The sequence below is a fragment of the Pimelobacter simplex genome (assembly GCF_024662235.1).
Classification (GTDB): Bacteria; Actinomycetota; Actinomycetes; order Propionibacteriales; family Nocardioidaceae; genus Nocardioides.
In genome coordinates this window covers 4,259,623-4,281,149 of record NZ_CP096276.1, presented here as the reverse complement: position 1 = coordinate 4,281,149, position 21,527 = coordinate 4,259,623, and the positions used below count along the sequence as shown (strand labels likewise).

Genomic DNA, 21,527 nt, shown 5'->3' with positions numbered 1-21,527 from the left:
GGCCTCAGAGCCAGGGACCGAGGGCGGCCGCGCCGGTGAGTCCGTGCGGCCGTCCCGCCAGGTAGGCCGCGACGTCGGGCCGGGGCCCGGCCGGGACGGCGTCCAGCCCGCGCCGGGCCACGATCTCGGCGACGAGCTCGTCGAGGAAGTCCGCGGGCAGCGCCGCGAAGCCGATCCCGGTGGCGAGGTCCACGGCGTGGATCCACACCTCCCGCGCACGCATCCAGAGGATCTCGGTGGCGGGCACCGTGCGTCCCTGCGCGGTGACCACCGGCGCCTGCCACGGCGCCTCGTCGAGACCGCCGAGGCCGCTCAGGTCGCCGGCCAGCGCCGCCGCCGACGAGTGCGCCCAGAAGCGCAGGTCCGCCGGCGCCCGCAGCGCGCCGGCAGCGATGTCGTCGGCACGCTGCTGGGGCGAGGCGTACATCGGCGTCTCGACACCGGTGGCCGCCCAGTGGACGAGATTGCGCAGCGCGTCGGCGTTGGCCGCCACGTGGGCGACCAGGTGGGCGCGGGACCACCCGGGCAGCCCGCTCGGCGCGGCGTAGTCGTCCTCGCCCAGGTGGTCGACGGCGTCGAGGAAGAGCGAGGTGCCGTCCTGCATCCAGGTCAGCGCGGTCGCCGCCGCTCGCGCCATCAGCCCGCCTCGACCAGCGTGGTGCACGCGCCGAGACCGTCGATGGCCGCCACCACGGTCTGGCCCGGGCGCAGGTAGACCTGGGGGTCGCGGGCGTGGCCGACGCCGGCCGGGGTGCCGGTGGCGATCAGGTCGCCGGGGCGCAGCGTCGTGATCGTCGAGATGTACTGCACGAGCGCGACCGGGTCGAAGAGCAGCGTGCCGGTGTCGTCGGACTGCACGAGCTCGCCGTCGACCGTGGTCGAGACCCGGAGCGCGGGCCGGACGCCGCCGACCTCGTCGGGCGTGACCAGGTAGGGCCCGACCGGGGTGGAGGCCTCCCAGATCTTGCCCTGGGTCCACTCGATGGTGCGGAACTGCCAGTCGCGCATCGAGATGTCGTTCATGACCGTGAAGCCGGCGATCGCGGCCTCGGCCTCGCTCGCGGAGGCGCGGCGCACCTCCTGGCCGATCACGATGACCAGCTCGACCTCCCAGTCGATGTCGGACGACTCGGCCGGCGCCCGCAGGGGGTCACCGGCACCGATCAGGCTGTCGGCGAACTTGGTGAAGAGCGTCGGGTACGCCGGCAGCTCGCGCCCCATCTCCTTGATGTGGTTGGTGTAGTTGTGGCCGACGCAGATCACCTTCGCCGGGTTCGGTACGACGGGCGCGAAGTCGGCGTCCGCCACCGGCCAGGTGGTCGCGCCGCTCGTCGCGCCGGCCGGCGCCTCGGGGGATCCGGCGGCCAGGTAGGCGCCGAGGTCGGCGTACCCCAGGTCGACCAGGAGGTCGCCGTCGAGGCGGACCGCGCGGGTGCCGGTGGAGGTGCGGAGGGTGGCGAGCTTCATCAGTCGTCCTTGCTGTGGGTCTGGGTGCGGTGGAGCCGGAGCGCCTCGAAGACGGGCGCGTCGGAGAAGCGGAAGAGGTCGAGGGCTCCGGAGTCGGAGTCGGACGCCCCGGCCTCGGAGCGGGCCGAGAACGGCAGCCACGAGGGCACGACGAACAGGTCGCCGCGGGTGACGGTCCAGGTGGCGTCGCCGACGGTGACCGTGCCGGAGCCGTCGAAGACCTGGTAGACCGACGACCCGGTCTCGCGCACCGGCGCGGTCTCGGTGCCGCGGGTGATCCGGTGCATCTCGGCGCGGATCGTGGGCAGCACGTCCCCCGCGGTGGCGGGGTCGGTGTAGCGGACCGCGGCGTGCCCGGGCGCGACGCAGCCGGCGTGGCCGTCGGCGGCCAGCGCGAGCTGGTCGGCCAGGGCCCGGTCGGTGTGCTCCCACTTGTAGGACAGCAGCGGCGTCCCGGGGCCGGTGGGCGTCGCGGCGAGCGGGCGCAGGCCGGGGTGGGCCCAGAGCCGCTCGGAGCGCGAGCGCTCGGGGGTGATCCGCTCGGCCTCGCTGATGGTGTCGCGGCCGAACTCGAAGAACTGGGCGTCGACGACGTACTGGAGGGGGATGTCGAGGCCGTCGATCCATGCCATCGGCTCGCTGGTGGCGTTGTGGTGGGCGTGCCAGTTCCAGCCGGCCTGGGGGAGGAAGTCGCCGCGGTTCATCGGGACGACGTCGCCGCCGACGACCGTCCAGACCCCGGAGCCCTCGACGACGAACCGGAAGGCGTGCTGGGTGTGCCGGTGCTCGGGGGCGTCCTCGCCGGGCATGAGGTACTGGATCGCGGCCCACAGGGTCGGGGTCGCGAACGGGCGCCCGCCGAGGGCCGGGTTGGCCAGGGCGATCGCCCGGCGCTCGCCGCCGCGGCCGACCGGGACCAGGTCGCCGGCCTGCTCGGCCAGCGCGCGCAGCGCCTGCCAGCGCCAGCGGTGCGGCACCGCGCGGGAGCGCGGGTGGGCCGGCATCAGGTCGCCGATCTCGGTCCAGAGCGGGACGAGCAGCTCGCTCTCGAAGCCGCGGTAGAGCTCGACGAGGGCGGGGCTGACGACCGGCTGGTCGGGGGACTCGACGGCGGCGATGTGGAGGGGGGAGGCCGCGGTGCTCATGCGTACGCCTGGACGTAGGTCTTGATCTCCTGGAACTCCCCGAGCGCCGCGACGCCGTTGAGCCGGCCGACGCCGGACTGCTTGAAGCCGCCCTCCTCGAAGAAGTCGGTGACCACCGCCCACGCGTTGGTCCAGACCGTGCCGGCCTCGAGCCGGCGGCCGACCCGGGCGGGTACGTCGACGTCCCGGCTCCAGATCGAGGCGGCCAGGCCGTAGTCGGTGGCGTTGGCGCGGGCGACCGCGTCGTCCTCGCCGGTGAACGTCTCGAAGGTGGCCACCGGGCCGAAGACCTCGTGCTGGACGATCGGCGCGGTGACGTCGCCGACGGCGAGCAGGCTGGGCTCGTAGAACGCCGTGCCCGCGCGCTGACCGCCGCGCAGCAGCGCGGTGGCCGAGCCGTCGTCGAGCGCGGCCTGGACGGTCGCGTCGACCCGGGCGGCGTTGGCGGCGTCGATCATGGCGCCCATCTGGCTGGCCGGGTCGGTGCCGGGGCCGACGGTGACCGCGGACAGCGACGCGACCAGGCGGCTCGCGAGCTCGTCGGCGATGTCGGCGTGGGCGAGGATCCGGCTGCCGGTCATGCAGAACTGGCCGGCGAAGGTCGTCACCGCCGCGGTGAGGGTCGGGACGACGACGTCGAGGTCGGCGTCGGGGAACACGATCATCGGCGACTTGCCGCCGAGCTCGAGCGAGACCCGCTTCAGCCGGGCCGCGGCGCCGGCCATGATGATCCGGCCGACCTGGGTGCTGCCGGTGTAGCTGATCACGTCGACGTCGGGCGAGGCGACGAGCAGCTCGGCGAGCGCCGAGCCGGACTCGGTGACGGAGTTGACGACGCCGGCCGGCAGGTCGGGGGTGTCGGCGAGGAGCTGGTGCAGCATGCCGTTGACCAGACCGGTCTGGGCGGGCAGCTTCATGGCGACCGTGCAGCCCGCCGCCAGGGCGGGCGCGAACGAGCGGACGGCCAGGACGACGGGGGAGTTCCACGGCACGATCACGCCGGCGACACCGGCGGCCTGGGGCACGCTGCGCTGGATCAGCCCGGGGGCGACCTCGGCCGCGCGCCCGGCCTCGGTCAGCGTCAGAGCGGCGTAGTAGCGCAGCTTGGGGATCGTCAGGCTGATCTCGAAGCCGGCCTCGGCGAGCGTCTTGCCGTTCTCGCGGGCCAGCGCCTCGATGAACGCCCCGGACCGCTGCTCCAGCAGGTCGGCCATCTGGAGCAGGACGCGGTGGCGCAGCGCGCGGTCGCGGGACCAGTCGGTGCGGTCGAAGGCCGCGCGGGCCGCGGCGACGGCGGCGGCCGCGTCGTCGGCGCCGCCGTCGGCGAAGGTGCCGATCGGGGCGCCGGTGGCGGGATCGGTCGCCGTGCCGCTCGCGGCCGAGCCGACGAGCTCGCCGTTGATGTAGTGCAGTGCGGGGTCAGCCATGCGGTGGAACGTACGGACGCCTCGGGTCGGGCTCCCGCACCTTCCGTCATGCAGAATCCAGTGGTGCCTCGGCGTCGAGATCGCGGGCCAGCCGGAGGGCGGTGTCCCAGAGCGCCGCGTGCAGCCGGCGGTCGCGGACGCCGTCGGCCTCGGCCGCGGGCAGCGAGACGGCGAGCCCCAGCCAGGGTGCTCGGGTGCGCGTGGGCACGGCGCAGCCGACCGCGACCAGGTCCGCCTCGGTGCGGCGCAGGTTGTAGGCGACGCCCTCGTCGCGGACCCGGGCGAGCTCGGCCTCGAGCGCCTCGAGTCGGGCCGGCGTCATGCTCTCCCCCTGGCGGGCGGCGTGGTGCCCGGTCAGCAGGGCGTGCAGGTCGGCGCGCGCGAGCTGGGCGAGCAGGGCCTTGCCGGACGAGGCCTCGACCGCGGGGAGCGTCGTACCGGTGCGCTCGGAGATGTGGTCGCCGCGGGTGGCGACCACGGTGCGCAGGATGCGCACGGCACGGCCCTCCAGCGCCATCGCGCTCACGGTCGCGCCGGTCTCCTCGCGCAGCGTCGTCAGGTGCCGCTGGAGCAGGTCGTCGAGGTGGTCGGCCTCGCGCCGCGCGCCCAGCAGCCGCGGGCCGAGGCGGTAGCGGTGCGAGGCGTCCTGCTCGGCGAACCCGCGGTAGACGAGCGTCGAGATGATCCGGTGGGCCGTCGAGGGCGACGTGCCGAGCAGCTCGGCGACGTCGGCGAGCCGGACGCTGTCGCGCTCCTGGAGCAGCATGATCACGCGCAGGGCCTTGTCGACCGATCCCACCGCGTAGGGAGGCTGCTTGACGACCTTGACCTGCCGCACGCTCGAACCCTACGTCAGCCGGCCGGCGGCGGCGCGCTGCTCCAGCAGCGCCCGCTCGCCCGCGTTGCGGGTACGACGGGCCGCCTCGGCGAACTCCGCCGCCGCCTCGTCGGCCCGCCCGGCGCGCGCGAGCAGGTCACCGCGGACGCTGGGCACCAGCGGGGAGTCGGGCAGCGCGTCCGGCGGCAGCGCCGCGAGCACGGCGAGGCCCGCGTCGGGGCCGGCCGCGCGGCCGTGGGCCACCGCCCGGTTGACCTCGACGACCGGGCCGGGCGCGGCCTGGGCCAGGACGTCGTACATGCGGGCGATGCGGGGCCAGTCGGTGTCGGACGGCGTGGTCGCCTTGGCGTGCTCGGCGGCGATGGCGGCCTGGACGACGTACCGGCCGATGGGGACGCCGCGGGTGGCGATCGCCTCGGCCCGGCCGAGCGCGGCGAGACCGCGGCGGATCAGCAGGGCGTCCCAGCGGTCGCGGTCCTGGTCGTCGAGCAGGACCGGCCGGCCGGCGGCGTCGGTGCGCGCGGAGAGCCGGGAGCCCTGGAGCTCGAGGAGCGCCTGGAGGCCGTGCACCTCGGGCTCGTCGGGCGCCAGCTCGGCGAGCATCCGGGCCAGCCGGATCGCCTCGGCGGCGAGGTCCGGGCGGACCCACTCGTCGCCGGAGGTGGCGGCGTACCCCTCGTTGAAGACGAGGTAGACGACCGCCATCACGTCGTCGAGCCGCGCGGTCCGGTCGGCGCCGGTGGGCATCTCGAGCTGGGCGCCGGAGGCGGTCAGCGTGCGCTTGGCCCGCGAGATCCGCTGGCCCATGGTCGCGTCGGGGACCAGGAAGCCGCGGGCGATCTCGGTCGTGGTCAGGCCGCCGACCATCCGCAGGGTCAGGGCGGCGCGGGACTCGGGGGTGAGTGCCGGGTGGCAGCACAGGAAGATCAGGCGCAGGACGTCGTCCTCGATGTGGTCGACGTGCGCGTCCAGGTCGGGCATGGGGTCCGCCTCTCCGGCGGTCCGCTCGAGCTCCTCGGTCTTGCGCCGCAGCGTGTCGGCGCGCCGGAAGGCGTCGATGGCCCGCCGCTTGGCCGTCGTCATCAGCCACGCTGCCGGGTTGGCCGGGACGCCCGTGTCCGGCCACTGCTCGAGCGCGGTCACGAAGGCGTCCTGGGCGAGGTCCTCGGCCAGGGAGACGTCCCGGGTCAGCCGGGTCAGCGCCGCGATGAGCAGCGGCGCCTCCCGGCGCCAGACCTCGACGACGGCGTCGGACGGGCTGACCTCGGGCATGAGGCCAGCCTAGGGCGGGTCCTGGGAGCGCCGGGTCCGCAGGGACCCGGCACTCCGCGGTCTCACTCGCTGGGCGGGGGACCCTCGGAGACCTGGCGCAGGGTGATCACCAGCTCCTGCTCGGGCCAGTGCTCGACGTGGAGCTGCGCCATCTCGCGCATGTTCTCCACGGCGTCCTCCTCGTTCTCGAACTGCAGGAGCGCCCAGCCGCCGACGACCTCCTTGGCCTCGGCGTAGGGACCGTCGACGCGGGTCATCTCACCCTTGCGGATGACGAAGTTGACCGCGTCCTCGGTCCCGAAGAGACCGCCACCGTCGAGGAAGCTCCCGTTGGCGGCGGACTTGGCGATGAACACGTCCATCGCGTCCATCAGCGCCTGCGGCGGGGGCTCGGTGATGCCCTCGGCCATCTTCACCAGACCCATGTAGCGCGTCATGCGGATCAGTCCTTCGTTCGTAGGTTCGTGCTGCTGTCGAACCTACGTCGAACGACGGTCGCCGCTTTCGACACGAGCCGGAAAAGAAATTCTCAGACGTTGCGGCGGTACTGCCCGCCCACCTCGAAGAAGGCCTCGGTGACCTGGCCCAGCGAGCACACCCGGGCGGCGTCCATGAGGACGGCGAACACGTTGTCGCCGTTGACGGCCGCCTGCTTGAGCCGGGCGAGCGCCTCGTCGGCGGCGCTGCTGTGGGCCGCCTGGTAGTCGCGGACCCGGCTCAGCTGGGACTGCTTCTCGCCGTCGGTCGCCCGGGCCAGCTCGAGGACGACGGGGATCTCGTCGCCGCCGGGCTTGCGGAAGGTGTTGACGCCGATGATCGGCAGCGTGCCGTCGTGCTTCTGGTGCTCGTAGAGCATCGACTCGTCCTGGATCCGGCCGCGCTGGTAGCCGGTCTCCATCGCGCCGAGGACGCCGCCGCGCTCGGAGATCCGGTCGAACTCGGCGAGCACGGCCTCCTCGACGAGGTCGGTGAGCTGGTCGATGACGTAGGAGCCCTGGACCGGGTTCTCGTTCATCGCCAGGCCCCACTCGCGGTTGATGATGAGCTGGATCGCGAGCGCCCGGCGCACCGACTCGTCGGTCGGGGTGGTGACCGCCTCGTCGAAGGCGTTGGTGTGGAGAGAGTTGGCGTTGTCGTAGATCGCGATGAGCGCCTGGAGCGTGGTGCGGATGTCGTTGAAGTCCATCTCCTGCGCGTGCAGCGAGCGGCCCGACGTCTGCACGTGGTACTTCAGCTTCTGGGAGCGCTCGTTGGCGCCGTAGCGCTCCTTCATCGCCACCGCCCAGATCCGGCGGGCGACCCGGCCGATCACGGAGTACTCCGGGTCCATGCCGTTGGAGAAGAAGAACGACAGGTTGGGCGCGAAGTCGTCGATGTCCATGCCCCGCGCGAGGTAGGACTCGACGTACGTGAAGCCGTTGGCGAGCGTGAACGCGAGCTGGCTGATGGGGTTCGCCCCGGCCTCGGCGATGTGGTAGCCGGAGATCGAGACCGAGTAGAAGTTGCGGACCTGCTGCTGGATGAACCACTCCTGGATGTCGGCCATGCAGCGCAGCGAGAACTCCGTGGAGAACAGGCAGGTGTTCTGGCCCTGGTCCTCCTTGAGGATGTCGGCCTGGACCGTGCCGCGCACGGTCTTGAGCGCCTCGGCGGGGTCGATGCCGCGCTCGCGGGCCTGGTCCATCACCGTGTTGAGGAAGAACGCCAGCACGGTCGGGGCCGGGCCGTTGATCGTCATCGAGACCGACGTCGTGGGGGAGAGCAGGTCGAAGCCGTCGTAGAGCGCCTTCATGTCGTCGAGCGTGGCGACCGAGACGCCGGACGTGCCGACCTTGCCGTAGATGTCGGGGCGCTCGTCGGGGTCGCGGCCGTAGAGGGTGACCGAGTCGAAGGCGGTGGACAGGCGGGTCGCGGGCTGGCCCTCGGAGAGCAGCTTGAACCGCTTGTTGGTGCGGAACGGGTCGCCCTCGCCGGCGAACATGCGGGCCGGGTCCTCGTCGGCGCGCTTGAACGGGAAGACGCCGGCGGTGAAGGGGAACCTGCCCGGCAGGTTCTCGCGCCGCCAGTAGCGGACCAGCTCGCCGTGGTCGTCGTACTGGGGGACGGCGACGCGGGGGATCCGGTTGCCGGACAGGGAGATCCGGCCGTTCTGGGCCGTGTCCTCCTGGTAGGCCTCGACGGTGGCGGGCCAGGAGGCGACCTGCTCGACGACCTCGCGGGGGAGGTCGCGCTCGGCCTGGGCGGCGAGCTCGGCGACCTCGGCCACCTCGACCTCGGCGGCGACCGCGGCGAAGCGCTGCGCGCGACGGGCCTGGGCGACCAGGGTGTCGGTCTCGGCGTGGTAGTCGCGGACGGAGCCGGCGATCTCGGCCAGGTAGCGCACCCGCTCGGGCGGCAGCACCTGCTGGATGCGGGTCGAGCTCTTGGTCGTGACCGGCGCGAGGTGGCCCTCGGCGACGGCCAGGCCCTGCTCGGCGAGCAGGCCGCGCAGGTGCTGGTAGAGCGCGGTGACGCCGTCGTCGTCGAAGGTCGCGGCCGAGGTGCCGTAGACCGGCATGTCGGTCGGCTGCTTGCCGAAGGCCTCGCGGTTGCGGACGAGCTGGCGGCCCACGTCGCGCAGCGCGTCGGCCGCGCCGCGGCGCTCGAATTTGTTGATCGCGACGACGTCGGCGAAGTCGAGCATGTCGATCTTCTCGAGCTGGGAGGCGGCGCCGAACTCGGGCGTCATGACGTAGAGCGAGACGTCGCAGAACGGCACGATCGCCGCATCGCCCTGGCCGATGCCGGGGGTCTCGATGACGACGAGGTCGAAGCCGGCCGCCTTGAGCACGGTGAGCACGTCGGTGAGGTGCTCGGGCACCTCGTGCGCGCCGCGGGTCGCGAGGCTGCGGAAGTAGACCCGGTCGCGGTCCCACTGGGTGCCGGTGGTGGTGCCGAGGTCGAGGCTGTTCATCCGGATCCGGTCGCCGAGCAGCGCGCCGCCGCCCTTGCGCCGGGTGGGGTCGACGGCGACGACCGCGACCCGGACCTTGTCCTCCTGGTCGGTGCGCAGCCGGCGGACGAGCTCGTCGGTGAGGCTGGACTTGCCGGAGCCGCCGGTGCCCGTGATCCCGAGCACCGGTACGACGCGCGCCGCGGCCGTCGCGCGCAGCTCGTCGAGCAGCGCCGCGTCGAGCCGGCCGGTCTCGGCGCCGGTGATCGCCCGGGCGACGGCGGCACGGTCGCCGCTGACCACCTGGGCCGCAGTGACCGGTCCGACCTCCCAGAGGTCGGTGTCGCAGGCCTCGACGACGGAGTTGACCATGCCCGGCAGGCCCATCCGCTGGCCGTCCTCGGGCGAGAAGATGATGACGCCGGACTCGCGGAGCCGGGCGATCTCGTCGGGGACGATGACGCCGCCCCCGCCGCCGACGACCTGGACGTGGTCGGCGCCGCGCTCACGCAGCAGCTGGACGAGGTACTCGAAGTACTCCACGTGCCCGCCCTGGTACGACGACACGGCGATGCCCTGGGCGTCCTCCTCGATCGCGGCGTCGACCACCTCGGCGACCGAGCGGTTGTGCCCGAGGTGGACGACCTCGCACCCCTGGCTCTGGAAGATGCGCCGCATGATGTTGATCGAGGCGTCGTGCCCGTCGAAGAGGCTCGACGCGGTCACCAGGCGAACCGGGTGCTTGGGCGTGTGCAGCGTGGTCTCGGCCATGTGGGTGTCGTCCCTCCAAAGTCCTTGGACTTCCAATAGTAGGACGTCCTAGTAAATCTGGGAAGCCGGGATGCCCCCAGCCTCGATCCGTGGTTGGGCGCCGTAGCGAGCGGCACTCCAGGGGTGCGATCGCAAGGCGCGGGCGCGACGGCAGCCTGGTTGCACTGGTGAGCGTCCGCAACGCCGCGAGCGCGCCGCTGGGGTGTCGCGTAGTAGGCGGCCGGCCACGGATCGAGGCTAGGGTCTGCCCCATGTCCGACCCGCGGCTCCCCTTCGACCCGATCGATCGCGCCGGCGACCTGTGGGAGCGACACTTCGGCGACGCGAGCGCCATGCGGCTCGCGACCTCGGTGATGCGCGTCCAGCAGCTGATGATCGCCGCGCTCGACGCGGCGCTGAAGCCGTTCGGGCTGACCTTCTCGCGCTACGAGGTGCTCGTGCTGCTGCTGTTCAGCAAGAGCGGGTCGCTGCCGCTGAGCAAGATCGGGGAGCGGCTCATGGTGCACCCGACCTCGGTCACGAGCGCCATCGACCGGCTCGAGGCCCAGGGCTTCGTCGAGCGGGTCCCCGACGAGGACGACCGCCGTCGTACGCTCGCGCGGCTCACGCCCGAGGGCCGGGCCACGGTCCGCAGGGCGACCAAGGCGGTGACCGCGATCGACTTCGCGATCACGGGGCTCGACGAGGGTCAGCAGGCGGACGCCTACGGGCTGCTGCGCCAGGTGCGCCAGGCGTCCGGTGACTTCCCGGAGCAGGCGCCCGATCAGTAGACCGTGATCCGCAGGGCCCGCATCTTCGCGTAGAGCGTGGTCCGCGAGATCCCGAGTGCCTGGGCGGCGCGCACCTTGTTGCCGTCGTGCTCGCGCAGCGCCTCGACGATGACCGTCCGCTCGGCGCGGTCGATCGGGGCGAGGTGCCGGCTGGGCTCCTGGGTGCGATAGGCCTCGGGCAGCTCGTCGACGATGACGGCGCCCGTGCGCTGGCGTCGTACGACGTGCTCGACGACGGCGCGCAGCTCGCGCAGGTTGCCGGGCCAGGGCTGCGAGGACAGCGCGCTGAGGGCGCCGGGCGTGAAGTGCAGCGAGGAGTCGGCGCCGAGCTCGGCGAGCATCGCCCGGACCAGCTCGGGGATCTCGTGGGGCCGGCTGGCCAGCGGCGTGAGCAGGCGGCGCTCGGTGCACTCGCCGGCGAGCGCGGCGGCCCGTCCGGTGAGTCCTTCGAGCGGGCCGCAGACGAGGACCAGGCGGGGGGCGCGCTGCTCGGCGACGTGCGAGGCGACGAGGTCGACCAGGTCGTCGGGCAGCAGGTCGACGCCGTCGACGCAGACCGTGCCCTGGCCGGCCCGCAGCAGCGCGCCGAAGTCGCGCGCCCACGCCTCGGAGCCGTCGAGCAGCGCGGACGCCGCGCTGAGCACGGTGACCGGCTGGGTGTCGGCCAGCCGGCGCGCGGTGGTCGAGCGACCGGACCCGGGCGGTCCGGAGACCAGGACCGGCAGGTGCGTCACCGGTACGTCGGCCACGGGCCGCCGCGGCCGCGGCTCGCGGTGCGGCTCGACGTGGAGCAGCGCCCCGCCGCGCGTACCGCCCACCCGGGTGGCCTCGACGCGCACGGCCAGGCCGGACTCCAGGGTCAGGTCGATCGCGGCCTCGTCGCGCACGTCGGTGGCGAGCATCCGCAGCAGGGCCACGTCGGTCGAGCCGAGCAGGTCGGCGGCGGCCTGGTTGGACATGAGCAGGTCGTGCCCGATCGCGAGGACCGCGCGCCGCCGGGCGCCCGCGGCCTGGAAGGCGGCGAGGAGCTGCTTGTCGGAGACCCGGCTGCCGTCGAGCAGGCGCTGCTCGATGTCGGCGACGGCGCGGGCGACCAGCGGCGGCAGCAGCGGGCTGGCGTCCTCCATCAGCGCGGAGATGTCGAGGACGCCCTCGATCCGCCGCGTCGTCGGGTGGAAGATCGGGTGGCCGTAGCAGCTGAACCGGCGCAGCGGCACCGCGAAGTGCTCGCGGCCGTTGACGGTGATGCTCGTGCGGGTCTCGAGCACGGTGCCGAGCGCGTTGGTGCCGACGGCCTCCTCGAGCAGCGAGGCGCCGACGTCGACGCCGAGGTTGTCGAAGGCCCGGCGCGAGCCGTTGTCGCCGCACCAGCGCTGGGCGACGCGCCCGTCGCGGTCGACCAGCAGCGTGCAGAACATGGTGCCCTCGAGCTGCTCGTTGAGCTCGTCGAGCACGGGCGAGGCCGCGGCCTGGAGCGGACCGGAGTGGTCGACGTCGGCGTACGTCAGGTGGTCGAGCGCCGAGCTGGGGTTGAGCCCGGCCAGCTCGGCCCGGCGCCACGACAGCGCGATCGGGTCGCGGAGGGCATCGGTCTCCGTCGTCACGCGTCACTCCCTGGGTCGTGGGGCTCGCCCGCAGCGGCGCACACCCTGTGGCCGCGGTCACAGTATGCGGAGGAGGGTTGGTACCGGGTTGTCCAGTTTCTGAACACTCGGCCGGGGCCGGTCTTGCGAGCGTGTCGGGCATCACGTCCGAGCCGTCACCGCCCCACAGGAGAACCCGATGAAGACCAAGGCCGCAGTCGTCTACGAGACCGGCAAGCCGATCGTGATCGAGGAGCTCACCCTCGACAAGCCGCGTGAGGGCGAGGTGCTCATCCGCTACACGCACGCCGGTCTGTGCCACTCCGACGTCCACATCGCCCATGGCGACCTGGAGGCCCGGCTGCCGATGGTCCTGGGCCACGAGGGCGCCGGCATCATCGAGGAGGTCGGCCCCGGCGTCACCCGGGTCAAGGTGGGCGACCACGTGGTGTGCTCGTTCATCCCCAACTGCGGCACCTGTCGCTACTGCGCCAACGGCCAGCAGTCGATCTGTGACATGGGCGCCACGATCCTCGACGGCTACCTGCCCGGCGAGCGCTTCCCGATCACCGGCCCCGCCGGTCAGTACGGCGCGATGTGCATGCTCGGCACGTTCAGCCAGTACGGCGTGATCCACCAGAACTCCTGCGTCAAGGTCGACGACGACCTCCCGCTCGAGAAGGCCGTGCTGGTCGGCTGCGGCGTCCCCACCGGCTGGGGTGCCGCGGTCAACACCGCCGAGGTCAAGGCCGGCGAGACCGTGGTCGTCATGGGCATCGGCGGCATCGGCATCAACGCCGTCCAGGGCGCGGCCCTGGCCGGCGCCAAGAACGTCATCGCGATCGACCCGCTCGCCAACAAGCGCGAGAAGGCGATGGAGCTGGGCGCCACGCACGCGTTCGAGTCCGCCGAGCTCGCGATGGAGACGATCACCAACCTGACCCGCGGCCAGATGGCCGACTCGGCGATCCTCACGCCCGGCCTGATGACCTCCGAGATCGTCTCCGACGGCTTCAACGCGGTCGGCAAGGGCGGCAAGGTCGTGCTGACCGGCCTCAACAAGCTGGAGGAGACGAACATCCAGCTGCCCGGCTCGATCCTCACGCTCTTCCGCAAGGAGCTGCGCGGCAGCCTCTTCGGCGACTGCAACCCGACCGTCGACATCCCGCGGATCCTCGGGCTCTACCAGTCCGGCGACCTCAAGCTGGACGAGATCCTCACCCGTACCTACACCCTCGACGAGGTCAACGAGGGGTACGACGACCTCCTCAACGGCAAGAACGTCCGCGGCGTCGTCGTCCACGAGCACTGAGCGTCGAGGACCGATGACTGCTGTGCTCGCGGCGCTCGCCGTCGTCGACCGCGCGCGGGAGACCGAGCTCCTCGAGGCGGCGTTGGCCAGTGGTGCCCACGTCGTCCTCGAGGGGCCGCCCGGCACCGGCAAGACCACCTTGCTGCGCCGGGTCGCCGCCGGCCGGGACCGCTCGTTCGCCCTCGTCGAGGGCAATGCCGAGCTGACCCCGGCCCGGCTGGTCGGCCACTTCGACCCGGCCCTCGTGCTGAGCCGGGGCTACCAGCCGGACGTCTTCGTCGACGGCCCGCTGCTCACCGCGATGCGTGAGGGCGGCCTGCTGTACGTCGAGGAGCTCAACCGGGTGCCCGAGGAGACCCTCAACACCCTGCTCACGGTGATGTCCGAGCGCGAGATCGCCGTCCCCCGGCTGGGCACGGTCCGCGCGGCCCCGGGCTTCGCGGTCGTCGCCGCGATGAACCCGTACGACGCCGTCGGCACCGCCCGCGTGTCGTCCGCCGTCTACGACCGCACCTGCCGGATCGCGATGGGCTACCAGTCCGCCGAGGCGGAGGGTCAGATCCTCGCCCAGCGCGCGCCGGTGCCCTCCGACGACTGGCGTGACCGGGCGGTCGCGCTGGTCCGGGCCACCCGCGAGCACCCCGAGCTGCGGGTCGGCTCGTCGGTGCGCGGCACGATCGACCTGGCCGGCATCAACCACCAGCTCGCCCGGGCCCGCGGCGTCGCCGAGGACCACTGGGCCACCGGCCTCGACGCCGCGCTGGTGGCGCTCAGCGGGCGGGTCCGGGTGGACGAGTCGTCGACCCGGCGGCCCGAGGAGGTCATCACCGACCTCTACGTCGCGCACTTCGGTGCCGACCCGGAGTCCTCCTCGGACGCCGGTGCGGAGGAGGAGCCCCGCTCGGGGGAAGCCTGAGCCCGCCCCCTGCGGGGGCGGGCGGCACCCCACCGACACCTCCGCCCGGCTCCCGCCGGGGCCGACCCGAGCGCACCAACGGTCGCGCGGAGCTGTCCCGCAACCCGCGCTTCGAGGAGCTCTCGCCCGAGGTGGGCGAGCTCGACGTCGAGGCCGTCGAGGCGGCCGTCGCCGAGGACCCGGACGACGTCCTGCCGCTGCTCGCGCTGATGAGCCGCGCGACCGACCCGGCCCTGCGCGCCCGGGTCCAGGCCCTCGTGCCACGGCTCGTGCTCGAACGCGCGCGCAGCGGTCCGCACGGGCGCATCGGCGCCGGCCGGCTGCGCCCGGCCCGCGCCGACCGGGGCGGCGACCTCGACCTCGACGCCTCGCTGGAGGCCGTCGCGGTGGCCCGCGGCGAGGGCCGTCCGCCGTCCCTCGACGAGCTCACCGCCTCGGTGTGGGAGCGACCGGCGACCGCGCTGTGCCTGCTCGTCGACCGCTCCGGCTCGATGGACGGGCACCGCCTGGCGACCGCCGCCATGGCCGCCGCGGCGTGCGCGCTGCGCGCCGCCGAGTCCGGGGGCGAGCTCGCCGTCGTCGCCTTCGACCGCCGGGCCGAGCCCGTCGTCGCCCTCGGGACGCCGAGCCCGGTGCGTCGTACCGTCGAACGGGTGCTGGGCCTGCGCGGGCACGGCATGACCTCGCTCGACGCCGCCCTGCGCGCCGCGCGCGAGCAGCTCGCCGGTGCCCGGGCCCGGCGCCGGATCACCGTGCTGCTCTCGGACTGCCGGGTCACCGACGACATCGACCCGCTGCCCGCCGCCCGCGGTCTCGACGAGCTGCTCGTCGTCGCGCCCGCCTCGGACGACGACGAGGCGCGCCGCTTCGCCCGCGAGGCCGGCGCCCGGATGGCGTCGCTCGACGCCCTCGCCGACCTGCCCGCCGTGCTCGACCGGCTGCTCGCCCCCTAGGGCGAATGTCCAGAACCTGAACACCCCCGCAGCGCCCGGGCCACGACGCTCGGCGCTACCGATCGTCATCCCCACGGAGGAACCATGACCGACCTGCTCGTCCCCACCGACCACGCCGTGCTCCCCGAGGTGCGCGACTGGCTCGCCCGCCCCAAGGGCCTGTTCATCGGCGGCTCCTGGGTGGACGCCGCCTCTGGCCGCACGTTCGAGACCCGCGACCCGGCCACCGGCCAGGTGCTGACCCAGGTCGCCCACGGCGAGGCCGAGGACGTCGACCGCGCGGTCCGCGCCGCCCGCAAGGCCTTCGAGGGCGAGTGGGCGCTCTGGACGCCGGCCCAGCGCCAGCGCCTGCTCTTCAAGATCGGCGAGGCGATCTACGACCACGCCGAGGAGCTCGCCCAGCTGGAGTCGCTCGACAACGGCAAGTCCGCCGCCGTCGCGCAGGCCGTCGACATCACCTGGGTCGCCGAGCTCTTCCAGTACTACGCCGGCTGGGCCACGAAGATCGAGGGCCGCACGCTGCCCGTGTCGGTCCCGTGGGCCCCCGGCGCCCAGTGGCACGCCTACACGCTGCGCGAGCCGGTCGGCGTCTGCGGCGCGATCGTGCCGTGGAACTTCCCGCTGCTCATGGCCGCCTTCAAGGTGCCGGTCGCGCTCACCTGCGGCAACACGGTCGTCCTCAAGCCCGCCGAGGACACCCCGCTCACCGCGCTGCGCCTCGCCGAGATCATGGCCGAGTGCGGCCTGCCGGACGGCGTCTTCAATGTCGTCACCGGGTACGGCGAGGCCGGCGCCGCGCTCGCCGCGCACGACGACGTCGACAAGATCGCCTTCACCGGCTCGACCGAGGTCGGCAAGCTCATCGTCGACGCCGCCAAGGGCAACCTCAAGAAGGTCTCGCTCGAGCTCGGCGGCAAGAGCCCCCAGGTCGTCTACGCCGACGCCGACCTCGACCTCGCCATCCCCGGCACGGCCTCGGGCTTCCTGTTCAACCAGGGCCAGACCTGCACCAGCGGCACCCGCCTCCTCGTCGAGGACCGGATCTTCGACGAGTTCACCCAGGGCGTCGCCGAGGTCGCCGCCGCCAGCAAGGTCGGCCCCGGCCTCGACCCCACCACCGAGGTCGGCCCGCTCGTCTCGCAGACCCAGCTCGACCGGGTGCTCGGCTACGTCGACCAGGGCCTGCGCGACGGCGCCCGCGCCCTCACCGGCGGCCGCCGCCGCGGGGACGCCGGCTACTACGTCGAGCCCACCGTGCTCGTCGACGTCGACTCCTCGTTCAGCGTCTACCGCGAGGAGATCTTCGGTCCTGTCGTCGTCGCCACCCCGTTCAGCGCCGAGCGCGGCGTGGCCGCGGCGGCCAACGACACGCCGTACGGGCTGGCGGCGTCGGTGTGGACCCGCGACGTGAGCAAGGCGCACCGCACCGCGCGCCAGATCAAGGCCGGCACGGTCTGGATCAACTGCCACAACGCGTTCGACACCGCGATGCCCTTCGGCGGCTACAAGCAGTCCGGCTGGGGACGCGAGCTCGGCGCCTCGGCGATCGACGCCTACACCGAGCAGAAGTCGGTCAACGCGCTGCTGACCTGAGCCCCACCTCGCCCTCGTTCGGGGGTGTCGTGAGGAGCCCCCGAACGAGGAGAGTGGAGATCATGAGCACCACCCTGAGCACCGCCCGCGACCTGCTGCGCACGCTGCGCACCGACCGCGCCGCGGCGGTCGCCGCCTTCACCTGGCCCGACGTCGGGCCGGCGTTCAACTTCGTGCACGACTGGTTCGACGGCTTCGCCCGCGACAACGACCAGCCCGGGCTCGTGATCGTCGAGGAGGACGGCGCCCGCTCGTCGTACTCCTTCGGGGAGCTGGTGACCCGCTCCGAGCAGGTCGCCGCCCACCTCGCCGCCCAGGGCATCGGCCGCGGCGACGCCGTCGTCGTGATGCTCGGCAACCAGGTCGAGCTGTGGGAGTCGATGCTCGCGCTCATCCGCCTCGGTGCGGTGATCATGCCGACCACGACCGCCGTCGGCACCGCCGAGCTGGTCGACCGGTTGGAGCGCGGCGCGGCCCGGGCGGTCATCTGCAACGCCGCCGACGCGGCCAAGTTCGACGAGGTGCCCGGTGCGCCGGTGCGGCTGGTCGTCGGTTCTGCCGACCTCCCCGGCTGGCTGCCGTACGCCGCGGCGTACGACCTCGCGCCGGCCTCGGTGGCGCACCCGGGCAACGCCAGCGACGACCGGCTGCTGCTCTACTTCACCTCCGGCACGACCTCGCGGCCCAAGCTCGTCGAGCACACCCACGTCTCGTACCCGGTCGGGCACCTGTCGACCATGTACTGGCTCGGCCTCCAGGCCGGCGACGTGCACCTCAACATCTCCAGCCCCGGCTGGGCCAAGCACGCCTGGTCGAACTTCTTCGCGCCGTGGCTCGCCGAGGCGACGGTCTTCGTCTACAACTACGCGCGCTTCGACGCCGCCGCCCTGCTCGGGCAGATCCGGGCCGAGGGCGTGACCACCTTCTGCGCCCCGCCGACCGTGTGGCGGATGCTCATCAACGCCGACCTCTCCGCCGGCCCCGGCGTCCTGCGCGAGGCCATCGCCGCCGGCGAACCCCTCAACCCCGAGGTGATCAGCCAGGTCGAGAAGCACTGGGGCCTGACCATCCGCGACGGCTTCGGCCAGACCGAGATGACCGCCTGCATCGCCAACACCCCCGGCCAGCCGGTGGTTCCGGGCGCGATGGGATATCCGCTGCCCGGCCTGCCCGTCGTGCTCGTCGACCCACTCACCGGGACCGTCGTCGACGGTGTCGGCGAGGGCGAGCTCTGCCTCGACCTCGCCGCCCGCCCCCTGCCGCTGATGACCGGCTACCAGGGCGACGCGGTCCGCAACGCCGAGGCCATGGCCGGCGGTTTCTACCACACCGGCGACGTCGCCTCACGCGACGCGGACGGCTGCATCACCTACATCGGGCGCACCGACGACGTCTTCAAGGCCTCCGACTACAAGGTCAGCCCCTTCGAGCTCGAGAGCGTCCTCATCGAGCACCCGGCGGTCGCCGAGGCGGCCGTCGTACCGGCTCCGGACCCGGTGCGCCTCGCCGTACCGAAGGCCTATGTGGCGCTGGTCCCGGGGTTCGAGGCGACGGCGGAGACCGCGGAGTCGATCCTGCGGTACGCGCGGGAGCACCTCGCGCCGTACCTGCGGGTGCGGCGGGTGGAGTTCTACGAGCTGCCCAAGACGATCTCGGGCAAGATCCGGCGGGTCGAGCTGCGGCAGCGGGAGGCCGAGGTGGAAGGTCACCGGCCCGCGGGGGAGTTCCGCGACGAGGACTTCCCGGGGCTGCGGGGCTGATCCCGCTCACCCCACGAGGTGCGCCGGTTGCTGGCGCGAAGTGCGCCGGTTGCTGGCGCGAGGTGTGGCCCCTCCTGGGTGACAGCCGTGCCTCGGTCCAGCAGCTGCCGTACTTCGGTGCAGCAACCGGCGTACTTCGTGGTGTCGGAAGAGGGGTCAGCCGTAGGTGTAGAAGCCGCGGCCGGTCTTGCGGCCGAGCAGGCCGGCCTCGACCATCCGGGCCAGGAGCGGCGGGGCGGCGTAGAGCGGCTCCTTGAACTCCTCGTAGAGCGACTCGGCGACGGCCTTGGTGGTGTCGAGGCCGATCAGGTCCGCCAGGGCGAGGGGGCCCTGGGGGTGGGCGGCGCCGAGGACGAGGCCCTGGTCGATGTCCTCGGCGGTGGCGAAGCCCGACTCGAGCATCCGGATCGCGGAGAGGATGAACGGGATCAGCAGGGCGTTGACGACGAAGCCGGCGCGGTCCTGGCAGTCGATGGCGTTCTTGCCGAGGTCGTCCTGGACGAAGGCGCGGGCGCGCTCGGTGGTCTCGGCGTCGGTCATCAGCGAGGGCACGAGCTCGACGAGCTTGAGCACCGGCACCGGGTTGAAGAAGTGGACGCCGAGCACATGGCTCGGGCGCTTCGTAGCGACCGCGAGCTTCATGATCGGGATCGACGAGGTGTTGGACGCGAGGATGGCGTCGGGGCTGGTGACGATCTCGTCGAGGCGGCGGAAGAGGTCGGTCTTGGCGGCCTCGTCCTCGACGATGGCCTCGATGACGATGTCGCGGTCGGCCAGTTCGGTGAGGTCGTCGACCACCCGGATCCGATCCAGTACGGCGGCCGCCGACTCGATCTTGCCGCGGCTCTCCGCGCGCTCGAGCGAGCTCGTCAGGCGCTGACGGGCGTTCTCGACGGCGGCCGCGGACGACTCGACGACGACCACGTCCTTGCCGGCGCGGGCGTTGACCTCGGCGATGCCCGACCCCATCAGGCCGCCGCCCACCACGCCGACCCGTTCGATGCCCGTCATCTGGTTCTCCCTCCGCAGGCGCGCCTCGTGCGCACCCGTGCTGATTTACTTGGACGTCCTAGCAAAACCTAGGGGTGACCCGTCGGTAGCACCACGTGAAGCAGGTCACCGGTCAGGGCGTCGGCGGTCCGCTCGACCATGGCGAGGACGGCGCGGAAGCCGGCGTCGCCGCCGTAGTAGGGGTCGGGCACCTCGCCGGTGCCCTCGGGGTCGAAGTCGCGGAAGAGGCGGACCCGGGTCGGGTCGGCGGCGCCGAGGGCTTGGAGGCCGGCCAGGTTGTCGTCGTCCATGGCGAGCAGGAGGTCGTGCTCGTCGAGCCAGGCGGGGAGCACCTGCTGGGCGCGGTGCCGGCTGGCGTCGTACCCCTCGGCGGTGAGGAGGGCGGCGGCGCGGTGGTCCATCGGCTCGCCGGCGTGCCAGCCGCCGGTGCCGGCGCTGACCACCTCGACGATGTCGTCCAGGCCGGCGTCGGCGAGGCGGGCGGACAGCACGACGTCGGCCATGGGGGAGCGGCAGATGTTGCCGAGGCAGACGAGGGCGATGCGGTAGCGCCCCGGCGTCCGGGGCGGCGGTACGACGCTCACCGGGACGTCAGTCGTCGACGCCGACCAGGGCGTCGAGGAACCACGTCGTGATGCTGATGATGATCGAGCCCCAGAACGCCGCCCAGAAGCCGCTGACGTGGAACCCGATGTCGACCAGGCCCGCCAGCCACGCGGTGAACCGCAGCAGCAGCGCGTTGAGGATGATCAGGAACAGCCCCAGCGTCACCAGGATGAACGGGATCGACAGGAACGTGAGGACCGGCTTCACCCACGCCGTGACCACGCACGAGATGAGCGCGACCAGCAGCAGCGGGAGGATCTTGTCCTCGAGCTCGGCGCGACCGGAGTCCGCGCCCTCGAACCAGATGCCGCCGAGGAGCTGCGCCGCGACCGCGAGCGCGGCGGCCGTGATCGCCCAGCGGGAGAGGAAGGCCAGCATGCGGCCATCCTTGCAGAGTCGCGGCTGACGGCGGCCCAGGGCGGGCTAGCGCAGGTCGAGCGCGTCGATGACCTCGACCTCGGCGTCGGCGATGTGCTGGCGCAGGAAGGCGTACGCCCCGCCGGCGCCGTCGATCCGGCCGGCCTCGAGCAGGGTCACCAGCCCCTCGTGGGACTCGGCCTCGTCGTGGGCGTTGCGGCGGATCCGGTCGACCTGGGCGAGGGCGAGCTTGAGCTCGTCCATCAACGCCTCGGCCATCTGCACCAGCCGCGGGCTGCCGGTCAGCTCGACCAGCGAGACGTGGAAGGACAGGTGGCGCTCGTTGAGCTCCTCGTACGACGCCCGCCCGCCGCGGACCGCGCTCGTGTAGGCCTCGAGCGTGTCCCGGACCCGCTGGCGCTGCTGGTCGTCGGCGCTGGTCCAGGCCTGCACCCCGGCCCCTTCGAGCACCCAGCGCGCCCGGCACACGTCGCGCACCGAGTCGGCCCGCGGCGTGGCGACCGCGACCCCGCGGTGCGGCTCGCGGGTGGCGAGCCCCTCGGCGACCAGGACCGACAGCGCCTCGCGCACCGTGGGCCGCGAGACGCCCAGCGACTCGGCCAGCGCGATCTCGCGCAGCGGCGTACCGCTCTCGAGCTCGCCCTCGAACACCGCGCGGCGCAGCTCGGCCGCGACCCGGGACACCGTCGAGGCGTGCTCGACGCTGAGCGTCGCGAAGCGGCCCTGGGGCGCGGAGGACGGTGCGGCCATGGGTTCATTGTGCCGGGGGAGCCGCGGGATACGGTGTGGTCGT

At 73.1% G+C, this 21,527-nt stretch carries 19 protein-coding genes; 6 read left to right on the top strand and 13 right to left on the bottom strand.

Going from position 1 to position 21,527, the window contains the following annotated elements:
- Positions 1-4 precede the first annotated feature (4 nt).
- The 8 genes from M0M48_RS21035 to icmF all read right to left on the bottom strand — a co-directional run bounded on the left by M0M48_RS21035 (position 5) and on the right by icmF (position 9,852).
- Positions 5-637 (bottom strand): maleylpyruvate isomerase family mycothiol-dependent enzyme, encoded by a 633-nt coding sequence (locus M0M48_RS21035; protein ID WP_257752620.1) that lies wholly within the window; start codon positions 635-637, stop codon positions 5-7.
- Positions 637-1,467, bottom strand: coding sequence for a fumarylacetoacetate hydrolase family protein (locus M0M48_RS21030; protein WP_257752619.1), 831 nt, complete (start codon positions 1,465-1,467; stop codon positions 637-639). Before M0M48_RS21030 ends, M0M48_RS21035 begins: the two co-directional genes overlap by 1 nt.
- On the bottom strand, positions 1,467-2,612 hold the full coding sequence (locus M0M48_RS21025) for a cupin domain-containing protein (protein WP_257752618.1): 1,146 nt from the start codon (positions 2,610-2,612) through the stop codon (positions 1,467-1,469). Before M0M48_RS21025 ends, M0M48_RS21030 begins: the two co-directional genes overlap by 1 nt.
- A complete protein-coding gene (locus M0M48_RS21020; RefSeq protein WP_257752617.1) occupies positions 2,609-4,039 on the bottom strand; it encodes an aldehyde dehydrogenase family protein in 1,431 nt (476 codons plus the stop codon). The genes M0M48_RS21025 and M0M48_RS21020 overlap by 4 nt, the downstream gene beginning before the upstream one ends.
- Before the next feature lie 46 nt (positions 4,040-4,085).
- Positions 4,086-4,877, bottom strand: coding sequence for an IclR family transcriptional regulator (locus M0M48_RS21015; RefSeq protein ID WP_257752616.1), 792 nt, complete (start codon positions 4,875-4,877; stop codon positions 4,086-4,088).
- 9 nt (positions 4,878-4,886) lie between these two features.
- The gene (locus M0M48_RS21010; protein ID WP_257752615.1) at positions 4,887-6,149 is read right to left on the bottom strand and encodes an RNA polymerase sigma factor; all 1,263 of its coding nucleotides are present in this window, start codon (positions 6,147-6,149) and stop codon (positions 4,887-4,889) included.
- 62 nt (positions 6,150-6,211) lie between these two features.
- Positions 6,212-6,586 (bottom strand): YciI family protein, encoded by a 375-nt coding sequence (locus M0M48_RS21005; RefSeq protein ID WP_215812671.1) that lies wholly within the window; start codon positions 6,584-6,586, stop codon positions 6,212-6,214.
- A 92-nt stretch (positions 6,587-6,678) separates the two neighbouring features.
- Entirely contained in the window at positions 6,679-9,852 is a 3,174-nt protein-coding gene (gene icmF, locus M0M48_RS21000) for a fused isobutyryl-CoA mutase/GTPase IcmF (RefSeq protein ID WP_257752614.1), read from the bottom strand.
- A 251-nt stretch (positions 9,853-10,103) separates the two neighbouring features.
- Here icmF and M0M48_RS20995 point away from each other — a divergent pair, with 251 nt between their 5' ends.
- Positions 10,104-10,622, top strand: a complete 519-nt coding sequence (locus M0M48_RS20995) for a MarR family winged helix-turn-helix transcriptional regulator (RefSeq protein ID WP_215812673.1) — start codon at positions 10,104-10,106, stop codon at positions 10,620-10,622.
- Here the strand turns inward: M0M48_RS20995 and M0M48_RS20990 are convergent.
- The gene (locus M0M48_RS20990; RefSeq protein ID WP_257752613.1) at positions 10,616-12,226 is read right to left on the bottom strand and encodes a sigma-54-dependent Fis family transcriptional regulator; all 1,611 of its coding nucleotides are present in this window, start codon (positions 12,224-12,226) and stop codon (positions 10,616-10,618) included. The two genes, M0M48_RS20995 and M0M48_RS20990, sit on opposite strands and share 7 nt — an antisense overlap.
- Positions 12,227-12,404: 178 nt before the next feature.
- Here M0M48_RS20990 and M0M48_RS20985 point away from each other — a divergent pair, with 178 nt between their 5' ends.
- The 5 genes from M0M48_RS20985 (at position 12,405) to M0M48_RS20965 (ending at position 18,739) form a co-directional block, all read left to right on the top strand.
- Positions 12,405-13,517, top strand: a complete 1,113-nt coding sequence (locus tag M0M48_RS20985; protein WP_215812675.1) for an NDMA-dependent alcohol dehydrogenase — start codon at positions 12,405-12,407, stop codon at positions 13,515-13,517.
- Positions 13,518-13,530: 13 nt separating this feature from the next.
- The gene (locus M0M48_RS20980) at positions 13,531-14,433 is read left to right on the top strand and encodes an AAA family ATPase (protein ID WP_257752612.1); all 903 of its coding nucleotides are present in this window, start codon (positions 13,531-13,533) and stop codon (positions 14,431-14,433) included.
- A gap of 131 nt (positions 14,434-14,564) precedes the next feature.
- A complete protein-coding gene (locus M0M48_RS20975) occupies positions 14,565-15,386 on the top strand; it encodes a vWA domain-containing protein (protein WP_215812677.1) in 822 nt (273 codons plus the stop codon).
- 84 nt (positions 15,387-15,470) lie between these two features.
- Positions 15,471-16,979, top strand: a complete 1,509-nt coding sequence (locus M0M48_RS20970; protein ID WP_257752611.1) for an aldehyde dehydrogenase family protein — start codon at positions 15,471-15,473, stop codon at positions 16,977-16,979.
- A gap of 62 nt (positions 16,980-17,041) precedes the next feature.
- Complete coding sequence (locus M0M48_RS20965) at positions 17,042-18,739, top strand: AMP-binding protein (protein ID WP_257752610.1); 1,698 nt, start codon at positions 17,042-17,044, stop codon at positions 18,737-18,739.
- A gap of 156 nt (positions 18,740-18,895) precedes the next feature.
- On the opposite strand, the gene M0M48_RS20960 is transcribed toward M0M48_RS20965, so the two are convergent.
- The 4 genes from M0M48_RS20960 to M0M48_RS20945 form a co-directional block, all read right to left on the bottom strand.
- Positions 18,896-19,741 (bottom strand): 3-hydroxybutyryl-CoA dehydrogenase, encoded by an 846-nt coding sequence (locus M0M48_RS20960; RefSeq protein WP_445323411.1) that lies wholly within the window; start codon positions 19,739-19,741, stop codon positions 18,896-18,898.
- A 77-nt stretch (positions 19,742-19,818) separates the two neighbouring features.
- Positions 19,819-20,334 carry a low molecular weight protein-tyrosine-phosphatase gene (locus M0M48_RS20955; RefSeq protein WP_257752609.1) on the bottom strand — a complete coding sequence of 172 codons (516 nt, stop codon included), beginning with the start codon at positions 20,332-20,334 and terminating at the stop codon, positions 19,819-19,821.
- A 7-nt stretch (positions 20,335-20,341) separates the two neighbouring features.
- Positions 20,342-20,734 (bottom strand): phage holin family protein, encoded by a 393-nt coding sequence (locus M0M48_RS20950; RefSeq protein WP_215812681.1) that lies wholly within the window; start codon positions 20,732-20,734, stop codon positions 20,342-20,344.
- A gap of 45 nt (positions 20,735-20,779) precedes the next feature.
- Positions 20,780-21,484, bottom strand: a complete 705-nt coding sequence (locus M0M48_RS20945) for a GntR family transcriptional regulator (RefSeq protein ID WP_215812682.1) — start codon at positions 21,482-21,484, stop codon at positions 20,780-20,782.
- Between the last annotated feature and the right edge of the window lie 43 nt (positions 21,485-21,527).

Bases quoted from the DNA above. Each gene is read 5' to 3' on its own strand.
- M0M48_RS21035 (WP_257752620.1), bottom strand. From the start codon at position 637: ATGGCGCGAGCGGCGGCGACCGCGCTGACCTGGATGCAGGACGGCACC.
- M0M48_RS21030 (WP_257752619.1), bottom strand. From the start codon at position 1,467: ATGAAGCTCGCCACCCTCCGCACCTCCACCGGCACCCGCGCGGTCCGC.
- M0M48_RS21025 (WP_257752618.1), bottom strand. From the start codon at position 2,612: ATGAGCACCGCGGCCTCCCCCCTCCACATCGCCGCCGTCGAGTCCCCC.
- M0M48_RS21020 (WP_257752617.1), bottom strand. From the start codon at position 4,039: ATGGCTGACCCCGCACTGCACTACATCAACGGCGAGCTCGTCGGCTCG.
- M0M48_RS21010 (WP_257752615.1), bottom strand. From the start codon at position 6,149: ATGCCCGAGGTCAGCCCGTCCGACGCCGTCGTCGAGGTCTGGCGCCGG.
- M0M48_RS21005 (WP_215812671.1), bottom strand. From the start codon at position 6,586: ATGACGCGCTACATGGGTCTGGTGAAGATGGCCGAGGGCATCACCGAG.
- icmF (WP_257752614.1), bottom strand. From the start codon at position 9,852: ATGGCCGAGACCACGCTGCACACGCCCAAGCACCCGGTTCGCCTGGTG.
- M0M48_RS20995 (WP_215812673.1), top strand. From the start codon at position 10,104: ATGTCCGACCCGCGGCTCCCCTTCGACCCGATCGATCGCGCCGGCGAC.
- M0M48_RS20985 (WP_215812675.1), top strand. From the start codon at position 12,405: ATGAAGACCAAGGCCGCAGTCGTCTACGAGACCGGCAAGCCGATCGTG.
- M0M48_RS20980 (WP_257752612.1), top strand. From the start codon at position 13,531: ATGACTGCTGTGCTCGCGGCGCTCGCCGTCGTCGACCGCGCGCGGGAG.
- M0M48_RS20970 (WP_257752611.1), top strand. From the start codon at position 15,471: ATGACCGACCTGCTCGTCCCCACCGACCACGCCGTGCTCCCCGAGGTG.
- M0M48_RS20965 (WP_257752610.1), top strand. From the start codon at position 17,042: ATGAGCACCACCCTGAGCACCGCCCGCGACCTGCTGCGCACGCTGCGC.
- M0M48_RS20950 (WP_215812681.1), bottom strand. From the start codon at position 20,734: ATGCTGGCCTTCCTCTCCCGCTGGGCGATCACGGCCGCCGCGCTCGCG.
- M0M48_RS20945 (WP_215812682.1), bottom strand. From the start codon at position 21,484: ATGGCCGCACCGTCCTCCGCGCCCCAGGGCCGCTTCGCGACGCTCAGC.